General features: G+C 67.0%; 22 protein-coding genes and 1 tRNA gene. 11 read left to right on the top strand and 12 right to left on the bottom strand.

Annotation, left to right across the window (positions count from 1 at the left end):
* Positions 1–72: 72 nt before the first annotated feature.
* Complete coding sequence (gene asnB / locus GCL84_RS27030; protein ID WP_156758370.1) at positions 73–2,001, bottom strand: asparagine synthase (glutamine-hydrolyzing); 1,929 nt, start codon at positions 1,999–2,001, stop codon at positions 73–75.
* Positions 2,002–2,484: 483 nt separating this feature from the next.
* On the opposite strand from asnB, the gene ctaC reads away from it, so the two are divergent.
* Together ctaC and GCL84_RS27020 are read left to right on the top strand one after the other, a co-directional pair.
* The gene (gene ctaC / locus GCL84_RS27025; RefSeq protein ID WP_156758406.1) at positions 2,485–3,393 is read left to right on the top strand and encodes an aa3-type cytochrome oxidase subunit II; all 909 of its coding nucleotides are present in this window, start codon (positions 2,485–2,487) and stop codon (positions 3,391–3,393) included.
* 30 nt (positions 3,394–3,423) lie between these two features.
* A complete protein-coding gene (locus GCL84_RS27020; RefSeq protein WP_156758369.1) occupies positions 3,424–3,825 on the top strand; it encodes a cytochrome c oxidase subunit 4 in 402 nt (133 codons plus the stop codon).
* A 424-nt stretch (positions 3,826–4,249) separates the two neighbouring features.
* Here GCL84_RS27020 and trpD read toward each other — a convergent pair whose 3' ends face one another.
* From trpD to GCL84_RS27005, 3 genes are read right to left on the bottom strand one after another with little or no spacing between them, the layout of a single operon-like run.
* Positions 4,250–5,296, bottom strand: coding sequence for an anthranilate phosphoribosyltransferase (trpD, locus tag GCL84_RS27015; RefSeq protein ID WP_156758368.1), 1,047 nt, complete (start codon positions 5,294–5,296; stop codon positions 4,250–4,252).
* 8 nt (positions 5,297–5,304) lie between these two features.
* Positions 5,305–5,733 (bottom strand): hypothetical protein, encoded by a 429-nt coding sequence (locus GCL84_RS27010; RefSeq protein WP_235926758.1) that lies wholly within the window; start codon positions 5,731–5,733, stop codon positions 5,305–5,307.
* Positions 5,734–5,750: 17 nt separating this feature from the next.
* Positions 5,751–6,197 carry a hypothetical protein gene (locus GCL84_RS27005; RefSeq protein ID WP_156758367.1) on the bottom strand — a complete coding sequence of 149 codons (447 nt, stop codon included), beginning with the start codon at positions 6,195–6,197 and terminating at the stop codon, positions 5,751–5,753.
* A 103-nt stretch (positions 6,198–6,300) separates the two neighbouring features.
* Between GCL84_RS27005 and ctaE the strand changes: the two genes are divergently transcribed.
* From ctaE to GCL84_RS26975, 6 genes are all read left to right on the top strand, one after another.
* A complete protein-coding gene (gene ctaE, locus GCL84_RS27000) occupies positions 6,301–6,927 on the top strand; it encodes an aa3-type cytochrome oxidase subunit III (RefSeq protein ID WP_156758366.1) in 627 nt (208 codons plus the stop codon).
* Between the two features lie 61 nt (positions 6,928–6,988).
* Positions 6,989–7,786: a cytochrome bc1 complex diheme cytochrome c subunit gene (gene qcrC, locus GCL84_RS26995; protein WP_156758365.1), complete on the top strand. Its 798-nt coding sequence runs from the start codon at positions 6,989–6,991 to the stop codon at positions 7,784–7,786.
* The gene (qcrA, locus tag GCL84_RS26990) at positions 7,783–8,919 is read left to right on the top strand and encodes a cytochrome bc1 complex Rieske iron-sulfur subunit (RefSeq protein WP_156758364.1); all 1,137 of its coding nucleotides are present in this window, start codon (positions 7,783–7,785) and stop codon (positions 8,917–8,919) included. Before qcrC ends, qcrA begins: the two co-directional genes overlap by 4 nt.
* Positions 8,916–10,589, top strand: a complete 1,674-nt coding sequence (qcrB, locus tag GCL84_RS26985) for a cytochrome bc1 complex cytochrome b subunit (RefSeq protein WP_156758363.1) — start codon at positions 8,916–8,918, stop codon at positions 10,587–10,589. The genes qcrA and qcrB overlap by 4 nt, the downstream gene beginning before the upstream one ends.
* Before the next feature lie 89 nt (positions 10,590–10,678).
* On the top strand, positions 10,679–11,554 hold the full coding sequence (locus GCL84_RS26980) for a serine hydrolase (RefSeq protein WP_235926757.1): 876 nt from the start codon (positions 10,679–10,681) through the stop codon (positions 11,552–11,554).
* 25 nt (positions 11,555–11,579) lie between these two features.
* On the top strand, positions 11,580–12,617 hold the full coding sequence (locus GCL84_RS26975; RefSeq protein ID WP_156758362.1) for an MrcB family domain-containing protein: 1,038 nt from the start codon (positions 11,580–11,582) through the stop codon (positions 12,615–12,617).
* A gap of 1 nt (position 12,618) precedes the next feature.
* Here the strand turns inward: GCL84_RS26975 and GCL84_RS26970 are convergent, their stop codons facing one another.
* Positions 12,619–12,897 (bottom strand): Lrp/AsnC family transcriptional regulator, encoded by a 279-nt coding sequence (locus tag GCL84_RS26970; RefSeq protein WP_156758361.1) that lies wholly within the window; start codon positions 12,895–12,897, stop codon positions 12,619–12,621.
* Positions 12,898–13,081: 184 nt separating this feature from the next.
* Between GCL84_RS26970 and GCL84_RS26965 the strand changes: the two genes are divergently transcribed.
* Positions 13,082–13,165, top strand: a tRNA-Leu gene (locus GCL84_RS26965).
* Here the strand turns inward: GCL84_RS26965 and GCL84_RS26960 are convergent.
* The 5 genes from GCL84_RS26960 to GCL84_RS26940 form a co-directional block, all read right to left on the bottom strand.
* Complete coding sequence (locus GCL84_RS26960) at positions 13,147–14,901, bottom strand: recombinase family protein (protein WP_156758360.1); 1,755 nt, start codon at positions 14,899–14,901, stop codon at positions 13,147–13,149. The genes GCL84_RS26965 and GCL84_RS26960 overlap by 19 nt on opposite strands.
* A 246-nt stretch (positions 14,902–15,147) precedes the next feature.
* A complete protein-coding gene (locus GCL84_RS26955; protein WP_156758359.1) occupies positions 15,148–17,190 on the bottom strand; it encodes a P-loop NTPase family protein in 2,043 nt (680 codons plus the stop codon).
* Between the two features lie 80 nt (positions 17,191–17,270).
* Positions 17,271–17,474: a hypothetical protein gene (locus GCL84_RS26950; RefSeq protein WP_156758358.1), complete on the bottom strand. Its 204-nt coding sequence runs from the start codon at positions 17,472–17,474 to the stop codon at positions 17,271–17,273.
* Between the two features lie 172 nt (positions 17,475–17,646).
* Entirely contained in the window at positions 17,647–18,348 is a 702-nt protein-coding gene (locus tag GCL84_RS26945) for a creatininase family protein (protein WP_156758357.1), read from the bottom strand.
* 19 nt (positions 18,349–18,367) lie between these two features.
* Positions 18,368–19,636: a helix-turn-helix domain-containing protein gene (locus GCL84_RS26940; RefSeq protein ID WP_156758356.1), complete on the bottom strand. Its 1,269-nt coding sequence runs from the start codon at positions 19,634–19,636 to the stop codon at positions 18,368–18,370.
* Between the two features lie 284 nt (positions 19,637–19,920).
* Here GCL84_RS26940 and GCL84_RS26935 point away from each other — a divergent pair, with 284 nt between their 5' ends.
* Together GCL84_RS26935 and GCL84_RS26930 are read left to right on the top strand one after the other, a co-directional pair.
* Positions 19,921–20,271 (top strand): helix-turn-helix domain-containing protein, encoded by a 351-nt coding sequence (locus GCL84_RS26935; protein WP_156758355.1) that lies wholly within the window; start codon positions 19,921–19,923, stop codon positions 20,269–20,271.
* A gap of 435 nt (positions 20,272–20,706) precedes the next feature.
* Positions 20,707–20,949: a hypothetical protein gene (locus GCL84_RS26930; RefSeq protein ID WP_156758354.1), complete on the top strand. Its 243-nt coding sequence runs from the start codon at positions 20,707–20,709 to the stop codon at positions 20,947–20,949.
* 455 nt (positions 20,950–21,404) lie between these two features.
* Here the strand turns inward: GCL84_RS26930 and GCL84_RS26925 are convergent, their stop codons facing one another.
* Positions 21,405–22,976 (bottom strand): hypothetical protein, encoded by a 1,572-nt coding sequence (locus GCL84_RS26925; protein ID WP_156758353.1) that lies wholly within the window; start codon positions 22,974–22,976, stop codon positions 21,405–21,407.
* Positions 22,977–23,333: 357 nt separating this feature from the next.
* Positions 23,334–24,323: an IS30 family transposase gene (locus tag GCL84_RS26920; RefSeq protein ID WP_197523529.1), complete on the bottom strand. Its 990-nt coding sequence runs from the start codon at positions 24,321–24,323 to the stop codon at positions 23,334–23,336.
* Positions 24,324–24,383: the final 60 nt, after the last annotated feature.

The raw sequence follows: 24,383 nt of genomic DNA, 5'->3' as shown, positions 1-24,383 counted from the left end.
CAGGCAGCACGCGCCCAACAAAAGCCGCAGGGCCCCGACCAAGCCGGTCGGGGCCCCGCAGCGCACCACAATCTAGAGCCGCACCGGGTAATGCGGCTCCGGCACCGCGGGCGCGATCCGCCGCTCAATGAAGATCCCGTGCCACAGCATGAACACCAACAGCGCCCAGATCCGCCGCGAGTGGTCCAACTGCCCCGCCCGGTGCTCCTCCAGCAACCGCATCACCGCGTTCTTGTCGATCAACGCGTCAGTCTGCGACTGCATCACGATGTCGCGCGCCCAGTCGTACATCTCGTGCCGCAGCCACAGCCGGATCGGCACCGGGAACCCGAGCTTGCGCCGGTTGAGCACGTGCGCGGGGACGATGCGGCGCAGCGCCTGGCGCAGCGCGTACTTCGTCGTCTCCTTGGTGATCTTCTGCTCCAGCGGCACCCCGGCGGCGACCTTGAAGACCTCCGGGTCCAGGAACGGCACCCGCAGCTCCAGCGAGTTGGCCATGGTGACCTTGTCCGCCTTGACCAGGATGTCGCCGCGCAGCCAGGTGAACAGGTCGACGTGCTGCATCCGGGTCACCGGGTCCAGCGCGGCCGACTCGCGGTAGTGCGCCGCGGTGACGTCCCGGTGCGAGACCGACGGGTCGAACGTGCGCAGCACCTGCTCGAGCTGGTCGTCGCGGAAGATGCGCGCGTTGCCGTAGTAGCGCTCCTCCAGCGACAGCGAGCCGCGGCGCAGCAGGTCCTTGCCGCGCGTGCCCTCGGGGATCTTCGCCGAGACCCGGCCCATGACCTTGCGCAGCGCGCCCGGCACCCGCTCGAACGGCGCCAGCGACAGCGGCTCGCGGTAGATCGTGTACCCGCCGAACAGCTCGTCGGCGCCCTCGCCGGATAGCACCACCTTCACGTGCTTGCGCGCCTCGCGGGCGATGAACCACAGCGGCACCAGCGCCGGGTCGGCCACCGGGTCGTCCAGGTACCAGGTGATCAGCGGCAGCGCGTCCATCATCTCCTGCGCCGACACCGTCCTGACCACGTGCTTGACCCCGATCGCCGCCGCGGACTCGGCGGCGACGTCCACCTCCGAGTAGCCCTGCCGCTCGAAGCCGGTGGTGAACGTCACGAGGTCCGGGTTGTGCCTGCGGGCCAGCGCGGCGATCGCGGTGGAGTCGATGCCGCCGGACAGGAACGAGCCCACGGTGACGTCCGCGCGCATGTGGACGCGCACCGAGTCGCTCATCACGTCGGCGATGCGCCCGTAGAGGGCCTCGGCGTCGGCGGGGCCGTGCACCGGCCGCGGGGCGAACCGCGGCGTCCAGTACCGCTTGATCCTGGGCTCCTCGCCCGGGACCAGGGTGAACGAGTGCCCGGACTCGATCCGGTGCACCTGGGTGTGCAGCGTCGCGGGCTCCGGGACGTACTGCAGCGTCAGGTAGTGCTGCAACGCGCGCCGGTCCAGCTCCTGGCGCACCCCGATGACCGGCGCCAGCTCCAGGATCGACTTCTTCTCGCTGGAGAACGCCACCCCGCCGGGGCCGACGGCGTAGAACAGCGGCTTGATGCCGAACGGGTCGCGCGCGCCGAACAGCACGGCCCGCTGCGCGTCCCAGATCAGGAACGCGAACATGCCGCGCAACCGGGGGACCGCCGCCTCGCCGAGGTAGTGGTAGGCGGCGACGATCGTCTCCGAGTCGCCGTCGGTGTTGAACCGCGCACCGTGCCGTTCGGACAGCTCCGCCCGCAGCTCGAGGTAGTTGTAGATCTCACCGTTGAACAGCAGGGTGTAGCGCTGTGGCGCCTCCGGGGGGCCCCACACCAGCGGCTGGTGCGAGTGCTCCAGGTCGATCATCGCCAGCCGGTTGAAGCCGAAGACGGCCTCACCGCCGGTCCACGTCCCGCTCTCGTCCGGGCCGCGGTGCCGCTGGCAGCGCATCGCCGCGCCCACGGCGCCGCGGGCGGCAGCGGCGTCCATCTCGGAGGGGCAGACCAGGCCAAGCAGACCGCACACGCTTCTCGCGCACCTCTCGTGTCCAGGGGACGGGGCTAGGTCGTGTTTCGAAAGCCCGTGTTCGCGATAGCCGCGCCAGGAACCACCCCGATCACGACTCTCATCGAACGGACTTCCAAAACACGACCTACGGTCGGGGCGGCAGCGCACCCGCCGAAGGGGGACCGGGCTCTCCTGGGGGTGCCCAGTCCGTCCGGAAGACGTCAGTATGCCGGGCGGGGTTGCGCGCACGTGACAAGGCCATGCCCCCGCCACGCCGACACACGGGTGTGACCGACATCCGCTCACCCCTCGCAGGGTGTGGCCCCGGTCGCTGGGCTAGGCTCCGCATGGCTCCAGACGAGCGCCGATGCCCGCTGCCCAGCGGTGGGACGGCGGTCTTCGACTCGGAGGGGCCACGGGAAGATCGCCTCGAGGAGGAGTCGCGCAGTGGGCACACCTGCCGCCGGTGCCGCAGGGCACCCGAACCGCTCTCGCGGACGGCTGGCCAAGGTCGCAGGGCTGATGGCGCTGGTCGTGCCGGTCGCCTCCGGCTGCTCCACCAGTGAGGTGCTGCGCTTCGGCTGGCCCGAGGGCGTGACCCCGCAGGCCGACTCGATGCGCGTGTTCTGGACCTGGTCGGTCGTGGCCGCGCTGGTCATCGGCATCATCACCTGGGCGCTGATCCTCTGGCCGGTGATCGCGCACCGCAAGCGCGGGGACGAGCTGCCCAAGCAGTTCCAGTACAACCACTTCCTGGAGCTGATCTACACCGGCATCCCGGTCGTGATCGTGGTGGTGCTGTTCTACTTCACCGCCACCACCCAGAACTACGTGCAGGCCGAGACCGACGACCCGGACGTCACGGTGGACGTGCTCGCCTTCCAGTGGAACTGGGAGTTCGGCTACGTCTCCTACAAGGACGGCGCGGGCCAGTTGCAGACCCCGGACGAGCAGGACCGGGTCCGCACGCTCGGCAGCTCCGCGGAGATCCCGCTGCTGGTGCTGCCCACCGAGCGCACCATCCAGTACAACCTGCGCTCGCGCGACGTCATCCACTCGTTCTGGGTGCCGGAGTTCCTGTTCAAGCGGGACGTGTTCCCGATGCCGGAGAAGAACGAGCAGGACTTCACCTTCCAGAACAGCATCGACCAGACCGGCTCGTTCGTCGGCCGCTGCGCCGAGCTGTGCGGGACCTACCACTCGGTCATGAACTTCGAGGTGCGCGCCCTGCCCCCGGCCGACTTCGACCGGTACATGGACCTGCGCCAGCAGACCAACCCCACGACCGGCCGGTCCTACACCGCCGCCGAGGCGCTGACCGAGATGAACTGCGGCGAGCTGTGCTCTCCGACCGCGGTCACCACCAAGCCGTTCAACACCGACCGCACCGCGCGCACCGCGTCCAACTAGGACGCCCCGCACCTTGAAGGCGAGGACAGCATGAAGGTCGAAGCCAGGCTCTTCGATGTCACGACGGGCTTCTTCTTCCTCTCCGCCATCGTCTACGGCCTGTGGGCGGGCGAGGCGGTCGGCACCACGGCCCTGGTCCTGACCGGTGGGCTCTCGCTCATCATCGGGTCCTACTTCCACTTCATCGCCCGCCGCCTCGAGCAGCGTCCGGAGGACAACCCGGACGCCGAGATCAGCGACGGCGCGGGCGAACTGGGCTTCTTCTCCCCGGGCAGCTACTGGCCCGTGGGCATCGCCGCCTCCGCCGCCTTGGCGGGCGTGGCCATGGCCTTCTGGCAGGTCTGGCTCCTGGTCATCTCCACGGTCCTGATCCTGATGACCGTCGGCGGCCTGGTGTTCGAGTACCACACCCGCCCGAACTCCACGGACTGACGAAGACGCACACAGGCGAGGCCCTCCCCGAGTCCGGGGAGGGCCTCGCCGCTCGTCTGCCCCCTGTGGAGCGCCTCGCCGCCTGTGGACAGACGCGCCCCACCGCCCCCGACTTGTCAGACCCCTCCACTAGCGTGGAAATCGGGGGTCCCCAGGACAGAATGATCTTGAAGTCGCCTTGTGACCGGGAAGCGGGCCCCGACAGCGACTCGGGCCCCGACCGCGACCAAGTCGCCATCGGGGCCCGAGGAAAACCGGCCTAGGTCGTGTTTCGAAAGCCGCTGTCCGCGATAGCCGCGCCGGAGCGGCCCCTGACGGCACGGGGCGAAGGCACCGGTACAACCCCGGTACCAGCACCTCCACCCCGCACCGCCAGAAACCACCCCGATCACGACTCTCATCGAACCGATTTCCGAAACACGACCTAGTCGCCCGCGAGCCGCTGCGAGACGGTCGTCCACCGCTCCAACAGCGCCGCCGCCGCCCCGGAGTCCAGAGCCCGCGCCGCCTGCTCCAGCCCCGCCGCCAGGTCCGCGTGCAGGTCCGAGCCGAACCCGTGGAAAGCCGCGATCGCCCCGGCCGCGTTGAGCAGCACCGCGTCCCGGACCGGTCCCGGCTTGCCCGCCACCAGGTCCCGCACGACCTGGGCGTTGAACGGGGCCTCCCCGCCCTTGAGGTCGGCCGGGGCGGCCGGGGCGATGCCCAGCCGAGCCGGGTCGATGACCTCCTCGCGCACCGTCCCGCCGGTGGCCACCCACGCCCGCGTCGTCGTCGTCGTGGTGATCTCGTCCAGGTCGTCGTCGCCGCGCACGACCAGCACGCTCGCGCCGCGCCCGGCGAACACCGCCGCGAGGATCGGGGCCATCCTGGCGTTGGCGCAGCCCACCAGCCCGGCGGCGATCCGCGCCGGGTTGGTCAGCGGGCCCAGGACGTTGAACGCGGTCGGGATGCCCAGCTCGCGCCGGGGCGGGCCGGTCATCCGGAACGCCGGGTGGAACACCGGGGCGAAGCAGAAGCCGATGCCGACCTCGGCCACGCACGCCGCCACGCCCTCGGGGGGCAGCTCGATGGCCACGCCCAGCTCCTCGAGCACGTCCGCGGTGCCGCACTTCGACGACGACGAGCGGTTGCCGTGCTTGACCACCGGGACCCCCGCCGCGGCGGTGGTGATCGAGGCCATGGTGGAGATGTTGACCGTGTGCGCGCCGTCCCCGCCGGTGCCGACGACGTCGACCGCGGGGCCGTCGACCCGCAGCGGCCTGGCGTGGGAGAGCATGCCCTCGGCCATGCCCGCGATCTCGTCGGCGGTCTCGCCCTTGGCGCGCAGCGCCACCGCGAACCCGGCGATCTGGGCCTGCGTGGCGCCGCCGGACATGATCTCGTCCATCGCCCAGGTCGTCTCGTCCCGGGCCAGGTCGGCGCCCTCGATCAGGCGGTTGAGCAGGCCGGGCCAGGTGGGGACGGCGGGCATGGCCGGGCTCAGCCGCGCGCGACGGGCAGGCGCGTGGAGCGCAGCACGTCGGCCACGGTCTCCGCGGCGGTCAGCGGGTCGAGCGGGTGCACCAGCACGCCCTCGGCGCGCGACCAGGTGGCCAGCCAGCGGTCGTCCTTGCGGCGCACCGCGATCACGATCGGGGGACAGTCGGTGATCTCGTCCTTGAGCTGCCTGCACAGGCCGATGCCGCCGGTCGGCTGCGCCTCACCGTCGAGGATGGCCAGGTCGACGCCGCCCGCGTCCATCGTCATCAGCACCTCGGCGACCGTGCCGACCTCGACGAAGGACACCCGCCCCACGTCCGCGGCCGGGCGCCTGCCCACCGCTGTGATGATCGTCTCGCGCACCTCGGGCCGGTGGCTGAACACCATGATCTTCAGGGGCACCATGGTCTTCATGGGCTGAGTGCTCATGCGCGGCGTCCTTACGCTCAGGTCAGGTCGGGCACCCCGATGTTATCGGTCTCACCCTCCCGTGGTTGCAGCACGTCCCAGCCGATGGCGTCCCCGCCCAGCCGCTGCGCCAGGCTCGCCATCCGCGAGTGGTCGCGCGCGACCGCCAACGCGGTGACGATCCCCGCCCGCAGCGCCGCGCACCGCACCGGGTCCGCCGTTTCCTCTCCGTCCACCCGCAGTTCATAGCCGTCTTGACCGATCAACCCCGAAGCCTCGCCCACCCGGGCGGCGGGCAGCTCCAGCCGGTACCGCAACACGGCCTGCCCGTCCTCCGCCCACCCCTTCGAGGCGGCCAGCACCGAGGAGGGCGCGACGGCCGGGTCGTCACACGACGCGACCACCGCCAAACCCGGGGCGTGCACGTCCAGGGGCTCCGGCTCGGGGCGCCGGAACAGCCCGCGAACCCGGTCCATGAGCGACATCGGGACTCCTTTTGCGCATCCATGCGCATATCGGGGATGTGTCCTGGGTGTGACGCGGTCCATGCGCGCCCCGCCCGGGCGTGGCGCGTAACCGCAGGACATAATGCGACGCGTGACTGCTGCAGCGCCCTCCATTGGCCAGCGTGTGCACTCGCTGAACCGGCCGAACATGGTCAGCGTCGGCACCATCGTCTGGCTCTCCAGCGAGCTGATGTTCTTCGCCGGGCTCTTCGCCATGTTCTTCACGGTCAAGGCGCAGAACTCGACGGGGTCCTGGCCGCCCCCGCTGGCCAACGGTGAGCCGTTCGAACTCAACGTGGCGTACGCGTTGCCGTTCACGATCATCCTGGTGGCCTCGTCGTTCACCTGCCAGCTCGGCGTCTTCGCCGCCGAGCGCGGGGACGTGTTCGGCCTCCGGCGCTGGTACATCCTGACGCTGATCATGGGCGCGGTGTTCGTGGGCGGTCAGGCCTACGAGTACTACGAGCTGGTCCACGAGGGTCTGACCATCCCGTCGGGTCCGTTCGGGACGGTCTTCTTCCTCGCGACCGGCTTCCACGGCCTGCACGTCATCGGCGGCCTCGTCGCGTTCGTGTACCTGCTCATCAGGACGAAGCTGAGCAAGTTCACGCCCGCCCAGGCCACCTCGGCCATCGTGGTCTCGTACTACTGGCACTTCGTCGACGTCGTGTGGATCGGCCTGTTCGCGGTCGTCTACCTGGTGCCATGACGCGCACAGCTCCCCACCACCGCTTCGCCGAGCCCGAACTGACAGCAAGGGTTGCCGTTCAATGACCAACAAACCACGCAGTCGTGGCAAGTTCCGCAGGCGCCTGGCCGGGCTCCTCGCCCTCGGTTTCGGGCTGCTGTCGGTCGGTTTCGCCTACTCCGCGCTGGCGCCGGAGCCGCCGGTGGCCCAGGCCCAGGACAACGCGGCCCTGGTGCGCAAGGGTGAGCAGGTCTACAACAACACCTGCATCTCCTGCCACGGCGCGAACCTGGAGGGCGTGGAGGACCGCGGCCCCAGCCTCATCGGCATCGGCCAGGCCTCGGTGTACTTCCAGACGGCGACCGGGCGGATGCCCGCGGTGCGCCAGGAGGCCCAGGCCCCCCGCAAGCCCGTGAAGCTCTCCCCCGAGGAGATCGACGCCCTGGGCGCGTTCGTGCAGTCACACGGCGGCGGCGTCCAGCTCCCCAACGCCTCGGGCGGCGAGCTGGTCGGCGACAACCCCGCGCGCGGCGGCGAGCTGTTCCGCCTCAACTGCGCCTCCTGCCACAACTTCACCGGCCGCGGCGGCGCCCTGTCCTCCGGCAAGTACGCGCCCGCGCTCGACGGCGTCACCGAGACCGAGATCTACGCCGCGATGCTGACCGGTCCGCAGAACATGCCCAAGTTCTCCGACCGGCAGCTCACGCCGGAGGAGAAGAAGGACATCATCGCCTACGTCAAGTCGGTCACCGACGGGAACAACAACCCCGGTGGCAACCCGCTGGGCGGGCTCGGGCCCCAGTCGGAGGGCCTGATCGCATTCATCGTGGGCATCGCCGCGCTGGTCGGTGTGACCCTGTGGATTGGGGCTAAAGCATGAGTTCGTCCGATCCGGAGCAGAAGCTTCCCAGTGAGGCGGCGCTCGCGGAGATGTCCCGCGAGGACCTGGTCAAGCTGGGCGGGAAGCTCGACGGCGTGGAGCTGGTCGAGTACCCGGACCCCTGGCCGGTCAAGGGCACCCGGGCCGAGAAGCGCGCGGAGCGCCTGGTCGCGCTGTGGTTCCTCCTCGCCGCGCTGGCGGGCCTGGCCTTCATCGTGGTGTTCGTCGCGTGGCCGTCGGCCTACGTCGCCCCGGACCAGCCGGGACACACCCTGTACTCGCTCTACACCCCGATGCTCGGCCTGACCCTGGGCGTGTCCATCAGCGCCATCGGCATCGGCGCGCTGCTCTACACCAAGAAGTTCATCCCGCACGAGGTCGCGGTCCAGCAGCGGCACGAGGGCGGCTCGACCGAGCTGGACAAGGCCACCCTGCTGGCCCACCTGTCCGACTCCGGCGACCGCAGCGGCATCGCGCGCCGCTCGCTGATCAAGCGCAGCGCCGGGCTCGGCGCAGGCGTCATGGGCCTGGGCCTGGGCGTGTTCGCCCTCGGTGGCCTGGTCAAGAACCCCTGGGCCGACAGCGAGACCAAGGACTCGCTGTGGCACACCGGCTGGCAGAACACCGACGGCGAGCGCGTCTTCCTGCGCCGGGCCACCGGCATCCCGGAAGAGGTCTCCCTGGTCAAGCCGGAGGACCTCGACGCGGGCGCCATGGAGACGGTGTTCCCGTTCCGCGAGTCGGAGCGCGGCAGCCACACGGCCCTGGCCCACGCGCTCAAGCGCGCGGACAACCCGGTCATGCTGATCCGGCTGCGCCCCGAGGACTCCGCGAAGGTGGTCAAGCACCAGGGCCAGGAGGACTACAACTACGGCGACTACTACGCGTACACGAAGATCTGCAGCCACCTCGGCTGCCCGACCTCCCTGTACGAGCAGCGCACGAACAGGATTCTGTGCCCGTGCCACCAGTCGCAGTTCGACGCCCTGGCCTACGCCAAGCCGGTATTCGGTCCGGCCACGCGCAAGCTGGCCCAGCTCCCCATCGCCCTCGATGAGGAAACGGGTTACCTTTACGCAAGGCACGATTTCAACGAAGCTATCGGCCCCGCCTTCTGGGAGCGGAAGTCATGAGCGCTATCACAACTCCCACCAAGCCGAGCAACCCCGCCATGCGCGCGGCGGGTGCGGGCGCCAAGTGGGCCGATGACCGCTTCCACCCCGCGGGCGGGATGCGCAAGCAGCTGAACAAGGTCTTCCCGACCCACTGGTCGTTCCTGCTGGGCGAGATCGCGCTCTACAGCTTCATCATCCTGCTGCTGACCGGCACGTACCTGGCGCTGTTCTTCGACCCGTCGATGGTGGAGGTCGTCTACGAGGGGCCCTTCGACAACCTGCGCGGCGTGGAGATGTCCAGGGCCTACGAGTCGTCGCTGAACATCGTCTTCGACGTGCAGGGCGGCCTGTTCGCGCGGCAGATGCACCACTGGTCCGCGCTGCTGTTCATGGCCTCGATCGTCACCCACATGTTCCGCGTGTTCTTCACCGGCGCGTTCCGCCGCCCGCGCGAGGTCAACTGGGTCATCGGCGTCAACCTGTTCCTGCTCGGCGCGCTCGAGGGCTTCGCGGGCTACTCGCTGCCCGACGACCTGCTCTCCGGCGCGGGCCTGCGGATCATGTCCGGCCTGCTGCTGTCGATCCCGGTGCTCGGCACCTGGATCCACTACCTGCTCTTCGGCAGCGAGTTCCCGGGCACGGACATCATCCCGAGGCTCTACTCGATCCACATCCTGGTCGTGCCGGGCATCCTGCTCGCGCTCATCGGCGTGCACCTGGCACTGGTCTGGTACCAGAAGCACACCCAGTTCCCGGGGGTGCGCCGCAAGGAGACCAACGTCGTCGGCGTCCGCATCATGCCGGTGTTCGCGGTCAAGGGCGGCTCGTTCATGGCCGTCGTCGTCGGCGTCACCGCGCTGATGGGCGGCCTGTTCCAGATCAACCCGTACTGGAACTTCGGCCCGTACAACGCCGCGCACATCTCCGCGGGCACGGTGCCCGACTGGTACATGAGCTGGACCGACGGCCTGATCCGGCTGTGGCCCTCGTGGGAGATCTACCTCGGGAACTACACGATCGCGGCGTCTTTCTTCCCGTTCATCCTGGGCCTGCCGCTGCTCGGCGGCATCGCGATGGCCTACCCGTGGATCGAGCGCAAGTTCACCAAGGACTACGCCCACCACAACCTGCTGCAGCGCCCGCGCGACGTTCCCGTCCGCACCAGCCTGGGCATGATGGCGATCACCTACTTCATGGTGGCGCTGCTGTCGGCGGCCAACGACGTCCTGGCGGAGAAGTTCAACATCTCGCTGAACGCCACCACCTGGATGGGCCGCATCGGCCTGCTGGTGCTCCCGCCGCTGGTCTACTACATCACCTACCGCCTCTGCCTGGGCCTGCAGCGCTCGGACCGCGAGGTGCTGGAGCACGGCGTCGAGACCGGCATCATCAAGCGCCTCCCGCACGGCGAGTTCATCGAGGTGCACCAGCCGCTGGGCCAGGTCGACGACCACGGCCACCCGCTCCCGCTGGAGTACCAGGGCACCTCGGTGCCGAAGAAGATGAACAAGCTCGGCTCCGCCGGTGCGCCGGTGCAGGGCTCCTGGCTCACCCCGGACCCCCCGGAGGAGACCGCCGCCCTCGCCCGCGCCCGCGCGGCCGCGCACGGCGACCACGCCCAGATCGAGCCCGGTCCGAATGAGACCGGTCAGCACACGGCGACCGAGGACCCGTCCTCGAAGCTCTGAGTCGAACCCCGAAGGGGCGGCCACCCGGACTCCGGGAGGCCGCCCCTTCGGCCATTCCGGGGGCGCTCGGCGTGCGGTAGCCTGCCGCGGTGATCGGGGACAAGACCAAGGTCGCCCTGGCAGCCCTCCCGCTGGCGCTGCTGGTGCTGACCGGGTGTTCCGCGCAATCCCCGACCCCCGCACCCCACCCCGCCGCGTCGTCGGAGACCCCTGTGCCCTGTTCCGCCACGGGCTTCGACTGCGACCTCCAACGCCGCATCGCCGCCGTCGAGGACTACATCGCCACCCGCCCCGGCACCGTCGGCGTGGTCCTCCGCGACCGCGAGACCGGCGCCGTGTGGCGCAACACCCACGCCGAAGACCTCACCTGGACCGCGTCGACCATCAAGCTCGCCATGGTCGTCGACCTCCTCCACCGCTCCCACACCGGCGCCGTCCACCTCACCCGGGCAGACCGCACCGCCATCACCGCCATGCTCCACACCAGCGACGACCACGCCGCCGCCCACCTGTGGACCAAGTACGGCGGCCACGACCACACCCTGTGGAACAGGGCCTTCCCCACCTACGGCCTGACCTCCCTGGCCCCCCAGAAGGGCTACAGCGACATCTACCCGTACTGGGGCTTCCAGAAGTGCACCACCGCCGACCTCGACCGCCTCATGACCCACGTCCTGGACGCCCTCCCCCCAGCAGACCGAACGTTCATCCTCAAAGAAATGCGCACCGTAGCCCCCAACCAACAATGGGGCGTCTGGGGCGCAGGCCCAGCAGCCACCCCCGGCAACAAGGACGGCTGGTCAGAAGAAGACAGCGGCTGGGTGATGAACACGGTCGGCTTCGCAGGCCCAGCGGAGCGCTACACCCTGGCCATCATGAACAACCTCAACAACAAGGGCGCCTACGACGAGGGCCGCACCACCGACACCGAGATCGCCCGCCTCTTGTTCGAGGGCCGCTTCTGACCCCTCGTGCAATCATGATCAAGTGATGCGGGAAGCGTTGGCACAGGTCCTCGAACTCCAGAACTCGTACTCCCCGAACAAGACCCCGGCGATGCGGACCCGCGGCCACCTGGTCCGCCGCGAGATGGTCACCTGGCTGCGTTCCCAACTCCCCGCACTCCCGGCCTTCCCCGCCGACGACCTCGCCGTCGATGCCAGCGACGGGGTCGGTCGTCTCGCCGAGATCCCCTGGGCCAGAGTCTTCTCCGCGAGCAGATCGCCCAGCGCCACCCGCGGCTGGTACGTCGTCTACCTGTTCGACGCCGCAGGGGAGTGCGCCTACCTGACCCTCATGCAGGGCACCACCGACTGGGTGGGGGACACCGTCCAAACCCGGCCGCTGCCCGAACTGCGCGCCCGAGCTGAGTGGGCCCGCGCCGCCGCCAAGCCCGCACTGGGCACCCGCCCGGACGTCCTGCACCAGGTCGACCTGCTGGGCCGTTCCAGCAAACGGGCCCAAGGCTACGAGGCGGGCACCGTGGCCGCCCTGGCCTACCCGCGCGAGGCCATCCCGCCCGACGACGTCCTGGCTGCCGACCTGGTCTTCCTCACCAAAGCACTGGGCCTGGTCTACGCGACCGACGCCACCTCCGAGGTCGCCGACGCCCTCACCGCCGCCGAGACCACCGCAGGCAAGCGAAGAGGCCAAGGCCTCCGCCTCAACGCTGGAGAACGCCTCGCCATCGAGCGCCACGCGGTCGACCTGGCCACCACCCACCTGACCACCCAGGGCTTCACCGTCGTAGACGTGGGCGCGACGGAGTCCTACGACCTCGACGCCCGCCGAGGCGACGAACACCTGTACGTCGAGGTGAAAGGCACGACGTCACCCGGCCTGGAGGTGATCCTCACCCACAACGAGGTGCGGTTGAACGCCGCCAAGCACCCCAACACAATGCTGATCGTCGTCCACAGCATCACCCTGGACCCCACCACCGCCAGCGGCGGCACCCTGCGCGCCATCCACCCCTGGCTGGCCGACCCCGCAGCCCTGACCCCGATCTCCTACCGCTACCGGGTCTGACTCAGCTCACACCGATGTCGAAGGCGGTGTCCGTGTCCCGCTTGGCGTACGACCGGAACGCGATGTGCGTGTCCGTGTCCAACACACCCTCCACCTTCCCGATCGCCCCAGGGATCAACTCCGCCAACTCCGCGTGCTCACCCACCCGAACCACCGCGATGAGATCCACATCCCCAGCACACGAGTACACCTCCGCCACCCCGGAAATGTCAGCAATCTCCTGCGCCGTCTCCGGAATCCGATCCGTCGCAGCCCGCACCAGCACGATAGCGGTAATCATCCCGCCCCCTACCCTGAGTCGACTGCAACCACCCTAGAGCAGCCTGGCACCACCCTCCTCCCAGCCGCGCGGACATCGACTCCCGCAGCCACCGCGAGGAAGATCAACCTCGGTGATCCCCCGCTGCAAGGCTGGGCAGGCGATCGGCTATGCTCTCCACCGCACCGCGAGGGAGACCTCGCAAGTCCGGGTGGCGGAATGGCAGACGCGCTAGCTTGAGGTGCTAGTGCCCTTAACGGGCGTGGGGGTTCAAGTCCCCCCTCGGACACGTTCACTAGCTACACGCGGGCAGGCCATCACATCGATGGCCTGCTCTTTCGCTTGGTAGACCATCTTCAGGTCGAGCGCGCGGTACAGCCGGTTCAGCGCCGGGGGCTTGCGTTCGTCCAGCGTGCGGGCCACATCCCCGAGCGAGTCGATCATCGCGTAGACCTCGGCGGGGTCGAGTTCGTCGCCGTCGCGGTGGTTGTCGATCTCCGCTTGCGCGGCCACGCGTTCGGCCTGGGCCTGGTTGATGGGCTCGACCAGGGCTGTGGGGTCCACGCCCGCCGCGATGGCGTCTTGCAGCTTCCGTAGCCGCCGTTCAGCATCGGCCTTGCGGGCTTTGGCGTTGGCGACGTTCGGGGCGATGACCACGCCTTCCTGCGCTCCCAGGAGTTCGGCGACAGTGGCGTCCACGTTGTCCGGGTGGAACAGACGCCCCAACCAGCCGTTCAGGGCTGTGGTGACGTGATCCTCGCGCAAGTTGACCGTGCGGGGGTGGTCGAGCAGGAACGGGGAGCTGGGGGCGAGGTTGCGGGCGGTGCAGCGGTAGTAGGCACCGGAGCGGATGGTGGCTCCCTGCATCTTCCGGTCGCAGATTCCGCACCGGATGATCCCGCGCAGCAGGTAGGACCGGGTGGAGTTCGCCCCACGCTCCGCCTTCCGCGCGGTCGCCAACCCACCAACGGACTTCGACCGGCGAAGCAGTTGGGCTTGGGTGAACATCTCGACCGACACGACTTCCGGGTGGGCGGGGTGGCGGGACCGCACGACCCGGTCCGATGATGCTTTCCGGAATATGGTCTTGTGTCCCGCGCCCACGTCGTCAGGATCAATGAGTGTTTCGTTTTTGGTCCAGCGACCGAATACGGCGTATCCGGTGTAGCGGGGGTTGTCCAGAATGGCGCGGACCGTGCTTGCTTGCCAGCCGTCGCCGTGTCGGTGCTTGTTCTGTTCCGGTCGACGCGCCGAAGGGCATTCGATGCCTTCTCGGTTGAGCATGTTGGCGATAGCGCGGTCGCCGTTGCCGTCGAGGTATTCGGCGAAGATGCGTCGAACGACCTCCGCCGCTTCCGGGTCGAGGGACAGCACGCGCAGCCGGTAGCCCTCGGCGAACTTGCGCGGGTTGGGATGCGGCCCGCCGTCGACGGTCACGTACCCGTAGGGCGCGCGCCCGCCCTGGTGGCGGCCCTCGTTGACCACCTGCGAGTCCATCGCGGCGCGGACACGGGCTTGGACGTGCTGGCGCTCGGACTCGCTCATGCCGCCCAGCACGCTCATCAGCATCTTGTGGGAGGCGTTGCGCGGGTCGTACTTCCCGCCCAACTCAGGGACCCACAGGTCCACCCCGTACGCCGCGAACCGGGGCGCGATCAGGGAGAACTGGTTGCCGAACCAACACCGGGTGCCCTCACCCACCACCAGCGCGTCCCAGCCCCGGTTCGGGTCCTTGAGTGCGGCCAGCAACCGGGCCCCGGCGTCGCGCCGGTCCCAGGGCACCGAACGGGACTGGCCGATGTCGAAGAACTCCGCGACGACGGTCCCGCCGAAGGGCTCCACGAACTTGGTCGCGTTGCCCCGCTGCCACCCGCGCGAGGTGGCGGGGTCCTGGTTGTCCTCGGTCGAGCAGCGGCCGTAGAACGCGACGTTCCACGCCTGTCCCGCGCTCAGGTTGGTGGCGACCTCGATTCCCCAAAGGTCATCCAATGTCGCCCACGGATTCGTGGTCATCTCGGTGGTCATGGGTCCCCCTTTCCAGGGTGTCCATCGTCGTCAATTCGATCAGGATTGCAAGGAGAATGCGCGAAGCGGTCGGGTTCAGCGGGGGAAGTTCACTCGGTAGACGCACCGCTGGATGTTCCGTGCCGTTCTGAGTCGAACCGGCGACTTCCGCCCGGGACACACACCCGCCGGAACGGGCGTCTACCCGTCTACCGCCCAGGTCAGAACCACAATCCGCAGCTCTACCGGCCTCTACCGGGTAGAGGCTCATGACTGCCCCCGGTAGGCGTCCCAAGCAGCCGTCAAGACGTCACGGCGGTAGCCGTTGCGGTTGCGCCGGTCGATCTTGACCTGCACCGGGCGCACCTCCAACGGAGCGAGCAACCCAGCCAACTCGTCCGCCGACCACCCCGCATACCGGCCGTCGACACCGGCCAGCCGTCCGAGCAGCGTCTCAGTCCACAGCCGGTCATCCGGCCCGAACGCCGCCAGCACGTCCCCTACCGCCGTCCTGTCCACCGCGTCCCCTGCCGTGGGCACGGTGGGCAGAGCCCCGAGGGTGTCCGCGTCGATCCTTGGCAGCCCCCGCGCCGCCCGATGCGACCCGTTGAGCCGCGCCCGCTCACCCGGCACCACCCGGATCTTGTTCAGCACCGGATCACGCGCCCCGGCCGCGTGGACGTAGCAGACCCCAGCATCCTCCGGCGCGTCCCCGGTTGCGGGGTTGAGCCGGTCGGGTCGCCACCCGTCCGCGCCCATGTTCGCCCCGAGCACCAACCGCACATCCGCGTGCCGACACGCGTGCATGACCTTCAACGCCGCGATCTCCGCGACCGCCGCCCCAAGTGCGTCCGAGGTCGCCTCGCTCGCGGCCAAGACCAGCGTCACCCGCGCCTTGCGCCCGACTCTGATCAGGTCGATAGCGAGCGCCTTGGCCTGATCGGTCAACCGGGGATACTCGTCGCAAAACACCACCACGGCGGGCCGCTCCGCAGACGCGTCCCAGGCATCGCCCATCCCCAGCCGGGACAGCAACCGTGGCCGCGCCTGGGCCATCGTCAACGCGTCGCTGAACGCGGCCTCGATCCCGCGCGGGTCCCGCTCGGACCGGGCCACCCCGGCCCCCAGCGCCTCCAACCCGTTCCCCGCTGGATCGAGGTCCCACACCACCGCGTCCGAGCACGCCGACACCACATCGGCCAACGCCCGCAACGTCTGCGACTTGCCCGACCCCGGACCGCCGATCACGACCCCGTGCACCCCGTACAGCGACAGCCGCAGCTCATCGCCGCCCATGCGCACCCCCACCGGGTGCGAGTCCCGGATGGACAATGACCCCGGCGCACGGTCGACAGCCGGTGCCAGCCCGGCGAACGGGTCCCGCTCCGCCAGCCTCAGCACCACCCGCGCCCGCCGCCCCCGATCCGGCGCGGCCAAGACACCCCCGGACGGCAGGTCCAACGTCGTCTCCAACTCAGCGACTTTGCCCACCAACCCGGCCGGTGTCCCGCGTCGCAACACCACAGCCGTCTCCCATCCCCACGGCTGCCGCTTGGCGCTCTCCACCGCCCGCAGTTCGATCCCCTCGGCCGCGACCGCCCGAGCCACACACTCCGCCGCCTGAGACCGGGTGTGCGCGTCCGCGATCGGGAACGGCTCATCCGCCCCCCGCTCCTGAACCGCCGCATCACCCGCCGGCGCCGGCTGGGGTCGACGCGCCCGCCCCACCGCCGCCAGCACCCCGACGACCACCAGGACCACACCCCACCCGGCCACCGGCCCATACCGCCGCACCAGCCCGAGCACACCCACCAGCACGCCCAGAGCAACCAGGCCGATCACGGTCAACCGCCGGTAGGTAGTCCGCCGCCACGCGTCCCGAGCACCCTTAACCCGGTGCGCCCGCACCCCCTCGGTCTCCATCTCCCGCACCAGCGGCCCAAAGTCCCGATACGCCAGCACGTACCGCCCGAGGCACCCGGCCAGCCACGTCGCGCCGACCACGACCAGCCCAAGCACCCGCAGCCCACCAGGCACCCCACGACGGACCAACCACCGCACCCCCACGACCAAGGCGCGCCAGAACAGCCGCACCACCAGCCCCGGTGCCACGTGCACCACCCACGCGGCGGCATCCCGGCACCACGGCCCGATCAACCGCCACACCGGCCGCCAAGCCCACAGCACCCCCTGACCCGCCAGGACCCAACCGCGCCACCCAGCGACCGCCCGCCACGCGATCCCCGGATAGGCCAGCCCCGGCCAGTAGGTGACCCACCGCGCCCAGACCCGGCGGACCCACGCTGCCACCCAGACCAGCACCCGACGCCACCACGGAACCCCGACGCCCACGATCCGCACCCGGTCTCGCCCCGGCCGCCACTGCCGCCTCACAGGTCACCGCCGAGGAAGCTCTCAGCCGTGTAGGACTCATCCGCGTAGGTATCGGCGATCTCAGCGGCCTTGAACGCCTCCACCGCGATCTGCCGGTACAGCCACGCCCCGCGCTGCCGGTCGGTGGCGAAGTACTCGAGTTCCTCGCCCAGGTACCCCAGGTGAAAGAGCCTGGCCTGAAGGTCTTCCCAGCGTTCCATGTCGAATTCCGTTCTCTCGGTTCCGACCGGCGGATTCACCGGCCAACACAACCGAGTAAACGGCTCGACCAACCTCCATTTGATGAAATGCTCGCATACCTTCTATGCGCGCACGTATTCGCAACTCCCCGCCGCGCGCATGTCCATTATGCGCGACCGACATTAACCCCGCTCAGCCGCCCAACAAGCCAAGCAATCCACCGAACGACGCGGACAATGAATCCAGCGCCAAACCTCCCTTTTCGGCAGTCGCCAGCGACGGCCGACCGATGATCCCGGTCTTGGTGTAGCCGCCCATGCCCACCGCGTGCAGGTGTGGGCGAACGGCCGCGTCAAAGTCCGCGTCCCGATAGCCAGGCCGCACCACGTCCGGCATCGCGTGCAGCAGGATGGACGTCTCCCACTCGCCGCCGTGCATGTCCTCATGCGCCGTGGTCCGCATACCCGCAGCGGCCCGAGCAGCGTCAACGTCGTCAGTGCCGGGGAACAAGCCAACCACCGGCCCGCCCGTGTTCGCCTCCTGGGCGATGTTGGACAGCACGTAGTTCCCGCCATGCCCGTTCACCAGGACCAGCTTGCGCACCCCGGACCGCGCCAGTGATGCCCGGATATCTGCCACCACCGCAATCAGCGTCGCCGCACTGATACTGACCGTGCCCGCGAATCCTTCGTGCTCGTGAGAACAAGAGAAGGTAACCGGCGGAAGGCAGAACAACCCGTAATCCGACGACACCCGCTGTGCCATGATCTCAGCAATCAGAGTGTCCGTCGCCAAAGGCAGATGCCCGCCGTGCTGTTCAAAGCTCCCAACCGGAAGAACAGCCACTGAAGCGCCCCGCTCCGCTACCTCTTCCGCCGTGGCACCGGCAAACATAGACACCTTCGTTCGTCGACTAATTCAACCGCAAAGATGCTACCAGCCGACCCACCATCCGAGATTCCTCCAACGCGTCCTGAGCAGCCAAAACACCCGGCACCCGCCCCAACTGCGCCTGAATCCGCGACGAACGCGTCTCCAACGCGATCACCGCAGAACTCCGCGCCACCTGCACCGCGTACTCCGCCTGCCCCTCCACCGCGTGCGCCAGCGCCAACCGCGCCAGGCACAACCCCAGGTCACGCCGGAACTCCGGCTGCCACTCACCCAACCCCTTGCGCAACGACCCGATCGCGTCGTTCGGCTTGCCCAGCTCAACCCAGCAGTGCGCCGCCTCCATCTCCAAGTACTCCGGAGTGCAGTAGTGCCCCAGGTCGGCCCCAGAGCCCGGCGTCCGCTGAGCCAGCACGAACGCCTCTTCCAACGCCCGAGCGCACGCCACATCGTCCCCGCGCTGGGCGTGTGCGTGCGCCTGCTGCCGCAGCGCCAACGCCCGCAACCGGGGTGACAACGACTCCGCCTGTTCCAACGCCGATGTCGCCAACCGCAACGCCAGCTCGCTACGCCCCGCGTCGCTGGCAATGTTGCTCCGCCGCATCAACACGTACGACTGCAACGCCAGGTCATCGGCCTCATTGGCGAAGTCGTACGACGTCGCCGAGAGCTGCATGGCGCTCTGCAAGTCCCCGGTGTCCTGATACACCCACCCCGCGAACTCCGCGTACCGCGCACCCACTCGCAACAACGCCTGCCGATCCCGCCCTCGCGCCTTCCCCAACAGCTCCTCAATGAACCGCAACTGCGGCGGCACCACCTCCAACAGCGAGTGCGACCCCACCAGATTGTCCGTGCTCGCGTAGAAGTCCAACGTCCCCATCAGACTGTCCGCGATGGCCGACCCCGTCGGCGCACTCGCCGCAGGCACCACCGGCCCGCCCGGCAGCGCAAGCACGTCCTCAGCCCTCGGTATCGGGATCACGTCCACGTCATCCGGCAGCGAGAACCACAACAACTCCGCAGGCATCCGCAGCGCCCGCGCATAGTGGATCAGCTTGTCCAGCGCCTCAACCCGGTTGCGCCCCGACTCGATCCGACTCAACTGCGACTGCGTCACCGTCCCCAACCACCGCGCCACCGTCTCCTGCGGCAACGGCTTGTGCCCATGCGCCGGGTGGTACCGGTACGCCCGCACCACGGTCCCCATGTCCCGGGAGTCGAACGCGTCCCGCATCTGGTCGGTCGACCAGAACCCCATGCCCAACTTCGGCGCGTGGTCGGTCCCCACGCCACTGACCCGCCGACACGCGTCGCACATGCTCGTCCGACTATCTCGAGCCAGCCGACCCCCACACCGCATGCAGTAACGGCCGCTCATCACACCCCTCCCCTCAGCGCTCATACCCACGGCGTCAACGGCCCCGCGGATTCCCCTCCCCACCCACCATAACCCCAGGTCGAGCCCTTTAGGAGTTCCCCGCATAAAGATCATGCGCACGTGTCGATGGACCCCGGCACCCACACAGAGCAACGTCAAACCTGAAACACGAACTAACCCACGGAACAGGCCCCATGCCCACCCCCGACTACCGCACCGCACTCGCCCTGACCCTCACCACCCTCCGCAACACCACCCACACCTCAATCCGCGACCTCTCCGACACCACCGACATCCCCGAACACACCCTCCGCAGCTACGAGAAGGCCACCACCCACCCCACCCTCCCGCGCCTACTCGCAATCGCCACCGCCTACGGCACCACCCCCTTCACTCTCCTACTCACCACCGCCGAATACCTCACCCGCGCCCACGGCCTCCCACCCATCCCACACACCACCCCAGACCCAACCCGCCAACACCTCCACGCCCTCCTCCTCTACTGCGGCCTCACACCACCAGAAATCCCCCACTACGACCCATGAACACCACAGACCTAATCACCCTCATCGCCCACCTCCAATCCATGACCACCACCGCCTCCCAAATCCAATACGCACTAGAAACACGCGGCATCAACCCCCACGAAGTCGAACGCCTCGAAACCCTCACACCCCGAATCCTCGAAACATGCCATCAAATCCTCGCCATCCAACTCCAGAACCACCCACCCAAACCCCGTACCTCCCCGGCAACCTCATCGACCTCAACGTCACCCCCGACAACCTCATCGCAGCAGCCCTCACCAACACCCTCACCCTCAAAGACATAACCCACCTAGCCATAGCCCTAGACGACGTCACCACCTGCCTCCGCTGGCTCCTAGAGCACCCCGACAGCCACCACACCCACGCCCTCCGCAACGAATTCGCACAACCCGAGTACCGAACGCCCCCACCCAAACCATCCAGAGAGAACCCATGAACGCCGACACCGACGCCCGCAACATCGCCATCGCCGTCCTGTGCGACGTCCTCACAGCCCTCACCACCCTCATGAAGGACCCCGAAAACCACCTCACCCCACCCCAATCCACCAAATTCCACGACCTCATTAACGCCGCTCAAACCGCCGCCAAGGCCCTAGACAACAACAATTTCAGCGACGACGCATTCAACGACCTAGATGTCATCGTCCACGCCATCCGCCGAACTGCCAATTGACTCCCACGCCCTCCTCTATCACCGAAATAACGTACTCAGCCTCTAACCTCCAGTCCGACAGGACACCCCATGCCCACAACACACCGCCTCACCCCCAGCAAGCAACTCGTCATCACCCACACGTCCGCATCTACTACCACGGCCAAACCTTCCGCCTTGCTAAAAACGACTCCCAGATCGCCGTCTTCCATGGCACCGCCATGGAAGAACACCGCCACCTCATCATCCGAGACAACCTCTCATCAAGCCACGTCATCGAAGGCCCTCAGAATCCAGCCGCCGTTATTTAAATCTCGCCGGACCACCGTTGGGGCGACACCGCAACCCTCTGCGAAATCGCCTATATCTGGATTCAACCCGTTTGCACACCCTAAACTAGTTAGATCTTCGAGCATCACATGCGATCCACGCCTTCTTTGCGAGTTTCGCTGTGTAAACCGCAGATAGAATAAAGATTATCGGCTCTCAGGAATAGGCCATAGCCATTGAGCGGCATGAATCCGTCCAATTTTCGTCAGATATTCAATTTCCTGCTTGTTGGATTGATTTCGAGTAAGCCATTCAACCGACCTCCACTCAAGAGAACCGACAGTCGCTTCAATTATCGGCGAAAGCGACTTGACCATCTCATGCTGTAAAAACGAAGGCTGCACCAAGCCGTCGTTATTTGGTCCCAATACTGCGAGTGGGATAAGAGCCGCATCCGAACAGGAAGAGGGTAGATCAATCACGCTAAAATTCGCGCGGCATCTCTGACCAGACCGCTCTCTCACTTCCAGAACCCCACCCTCTAGGGGACGTCGATGTTGCATCACGGCGCGGAGATCGAGTACAAATTGAAGCCATTCTGACGGCTGCCTACGAGCCGCATCCCTCACGATCCGCCCATCCGCCTGAAGGCGCGCTCCGAAATCAGATCCCTTATCCCCGACTAACCGACCCCAAGAGATAGACATTTTTCCGCGATTCTCAGTATATTCATCGACCTCCTTCGCAAGCCAAGCAAGCGATTCTAGAATTCCGCAGTAGTTCAGCACGCTGGCACTGAGATGGTATATCTGCTCCGTCAGGCTATTGTTATTTCCCCCAAATAGTCCCTCCATCACTTTAAGATGATGAAGTTCGTCAGCAGAAATTAAAAGGTCCGAGAATCTAGCAATTATAGTTTGGAGATGCCTGGCTACGACCTGATTCCGCTTCTCCGAACCTGGGCGCAAACAGTGCCGGAGCGTCTGCATACTTTTTGGAAGTATGGTCGATGAAAGCGTTCCATAGAATGTGTGTGTATCAGCAGTAAACCTCTGGCCGGGCGACAGATGTGTGACATATTCGCGACGACTTCGCATTATTGCATAACAGAGTCGAATTGCTTCTTTTGGGGAAACCACACCAGGAAGCGTTCGAAATCCGTCTGATCGAACTTCGAGGAATTCCGGCAGTGAGCTTACAAAAAGCTCGCTACGCATATTATTGGCAGCACGATGAAGTAGCAAAGCGTCATATATTTGCTCGAGCGACGAGGTATGCGCAATACTACCAGCCGTTTCTGCCAAGGATTTAAGTGAGATGCCAACTTGAGTCTCTGCTGCTCTCGACTTTATGAAAAGTCCCGCATATTCAGCATTTACTGCCCTGTTCAACTCGAATTGCCTAATCTGTGGCCACAATTCTGCAATGTCACCCTGACAGGCGGAAATCTGGAAGCTCGAAGTCTCCGATAGAGAGTAGAGTTCAGTCACGACGGATTCTGGTTCAAGTTCTAAGACGTCTGTACTTATCAACATGCGAATAGGGTTGTGCAGATAAATCTTTCTGTGTTCATCCCAGTTGACATCTTCCTCCGGCCTTCGCAGAGTCGCTTCTGGAAGGCACAGAACAGGCATTTGTGATGCGACTGAAAAATGCCAAGAATCTGTATTTGTTACAAATTTTGTAAACTTTCTGCCTAATATTGCGATCGACTCAACATCCTCGGCGACTCCCCAGGGCGTTTTCTCTGGACGTTGCGTGTTATCGTCATTCTCCATGTACAGATAGTACTTGCCGCACCATCACTTGCACCAACAGATCAACCATCCGTTAGCGAATCGGTTTCTATTGTGGCCTGACCGTCACGCTGATGGACGTCATACGTGTTCTCGCACGACTATTTTTGGTTCGATCCACCTTGGCTTCGATTAAGGCGGATCGAAACCTAACGACCGATGCAGTCCGCCAGATTCCGTCACCTGGTCTCTTCGTGCCGAAGGGGATCATAATCGTTCTATTCGGGTGCGAAGACCACCGCTGGCACCTAGACCTGCTATAGGCTGTTATCGAGCATCACGCGCCAGGCTCAACCGTGTAGATAGTGCGCGCCTCCCGCCTCGGACACGTTGGCGCCTTCAGTCGGTCGAAGCATTCGCGCTGGTGAGGAGGTCGGCGAAGACTTCTGCTGGGGTTCTGAATCCCAGGATACGGCGTGGTCGCCTGTTGATCTCGGTGGCGATGGTGGCGAGGTAGCCGCGGTCGGTGGTGATCTCGGTGCCCTTGGGCAGGTACTCGCGGATCAGACGGTTGGTGTTCTCGTTGGTCCCCCGTTCCCACGGGGAGTGCGGGTGGGCGAAGAACACGGGCAGGTCAGCGGCGAGGGTGAGGTCGGCGTGGCGGGCCATCTCCTTGCCGCAGTCCCAGGTCAGTGACTTGCGCAGCAGGAACGGCAGCCCGACGACGTGCTCGCCGATGGTGGTGGTCACCGACACAGAGTCCTGGCGGATGACCGGTAGCATGACCAGGAACCGCGAGGTCCGCTCCACCAGGGTGATACACGCGGTTTTCCCTTGCGCCCCAACGACAAGGTCCCCCTCCCAGTGGCCGGGGACAGCACGGTCCCCAGCCTCGGCGGGACGCTCGTCGATCCAGCGGATCCCACTGATCCGAGGCGCCCGGTTGACCGGCTGGGACCGGCCCCGGCGACGCGTGCGCCCTGATCGCAGCGCGATGCCGGCGCGTTCGAGCTCGCGCACGGGCAGCGCGTGGATCCAGGAGTAGATCGCCTCGTGGGACACCCGGCAAGCCTGCTCGTCGGGGTGGGTCAGGCGCAACCTGCCCGCCACCTGCTCCGGGGAGAAACTCTGACGCAGCAACGACACCACGGTCGCCCGCAACACCGGATCCCGGTCCAGACGCAGCCGCTTCGGGCGCTGTCGTGACACCCGCGCGGCCCGCTGGGCCCGCCCGGCCCGATAGGCGGTCCGCCCGCCATGACGACCCACCTCACGCGAGATGACCGACGGATCGCGGCCGATCACCACCGCGATCTCGGTGAACTCCAGACCCTGGGCCACACCACGAGAGATCTCCTCCCGATCGGCCACGGTCAACATCTGACGCATCGGCACATCCTCCCGGAACGCCGACCACCATCACACCAAGATCAAATGCTTCGACCGGTC

This window comes from Actinokineospora pegani, assembly GCF_009745975.1.
GTDB classification, from domain to species: Bacteria; Actinomycetota; Actinomycetes; order Mycobacteriales; family Pseudonocardiaceae; genus Actinokineospora; species Actinokineospora pegani.
Note: the sequence above shows the minus strand (reverse complement) of the source record. Positions and strands in the feature narration are given on the sequence as shown.

Excerpts from the sequence above, each read along its gene's own strand:
- qcrB (WP_156758363.1), top strand. The coding sequence starts at position 8,916 with ATGAGCGCTATCACAACTCCCACCAAGCCGAGCAACCCCGCCATGCGC.
- GCL84_RS26925 (WP_156758353.1), bottom strand. The coding sequence starts at position 22,976 with ATGGAGAATGACGATAACACGCAACGTCCAGAGAAAACGCCCTGGGGA.
- GCL84_RS26975 (WP_156758362.1), top strand. The coding sequence starts at position 11,580 with ATGCGGGAAGCGTTGGCACAGGTCCTCGAACTCCAGAACTCGTACTCC.
- GCL84_RS26920 (WP_197523529.1), bottom strand. The coding sequence starts at position 24,323 with ATGCGTCAGATGTTGACCGTGGCCGATCGGGAGGAGATCTCTCGTGGT.
- GCL84_RS26970 (WP_156758361.1), bottom strand. The coding sequence starts at position 12,897 with ATGATTACCGCTATCGTGCTGGTGCGGGCTGCGACGGATCGGATTCCG.
- ctaE (WP_156758366.1), top strand. The coding sequence starts at position 6,301 with ATGCGACGCGTGACTGCTGCAGCGCCCTCCATTGGCCAGCGTGTGCAC.
- GCL84_RS26950 (WP_156758358.1), bottom strand. The coding sequence starts at position 17,474 with ATGGAACGCTGGGAAGACCTTCAGGCCAGGCTCTTTCACCTGGGGTAC.
- GCL84_RS26960 (WP_156758360.1), bottom strand. The coding sequence starts at position 14,901 with ATGACCACCGAGATGACCACGAATCCGTGGGCGACATTGGATGACCTT.
- qcrC (WP_156758365.1), top strand. The coding sequence starts at position 6,989 with ATGACCAACAAACCACGCAGTCGTGGCAAGTTCCGCAGGCGCCTGGCC.
- GCL84_RS27010 (WP_235926758.1), bottom strand. The coding sequence starts at position 5,733 with ATGAGCACTCAGCCCATGAAGACCATGGTGCCCCTGAAGATCATGGTG.
- qcrA (WP_156758364.1), top strand. The coding sequence starts at position 7,783 with ATGAGTTCGTCCGATCCGGAGCAGAAGCTTCCCAGTGAGGCGGCGCTC.
- GCL84_RS26930 (WP_156758354.1), top strand. The coding sequence starts at position 20,707 with ATGAACGCCGACACCGACGCCCGCAACATCGCCATCGCCGTCCTGTGC.
- GCL84_RS26945 (WP_156758357.1), bottom strand. The coding sequence starts at position 18,348 with ATGTTTGCCGGTGCCACGGCGGAAGAGGTAGCGGAGCGGGGCGCTTCA.
- GCL84_RS26935 (WP_156758355.1), top strand. The coding sequence starts at position 19,921 with ATGCCCACCCCCGACTACCGCACCGCACTCGCCCTGACCCTCACCACC.
- GCL84_RS27005 (WP_156758367.1), bottom strand. The coding sequence starts at position 6,197 with ATGTCGCTCATGGACCGGGTTCGCGGGCTGTTCCGGCGCCCCGAGCCG.
- trpD (WP_156758368.1), bottom strand. The coding sequence starts at position 5,296 with ATGCCCGCCGTCCCCACCTGGCCCGGCCTGCTCAACCGCCTGATCGAG.
- GCL84_RS27020 (WP_156758369.1), top strand. The coding sequence starts at position 3,424 with ATGAAGGTCGAAGCCAGGCTCTTCGATGTCACGACGGGCTTCTTCTTC.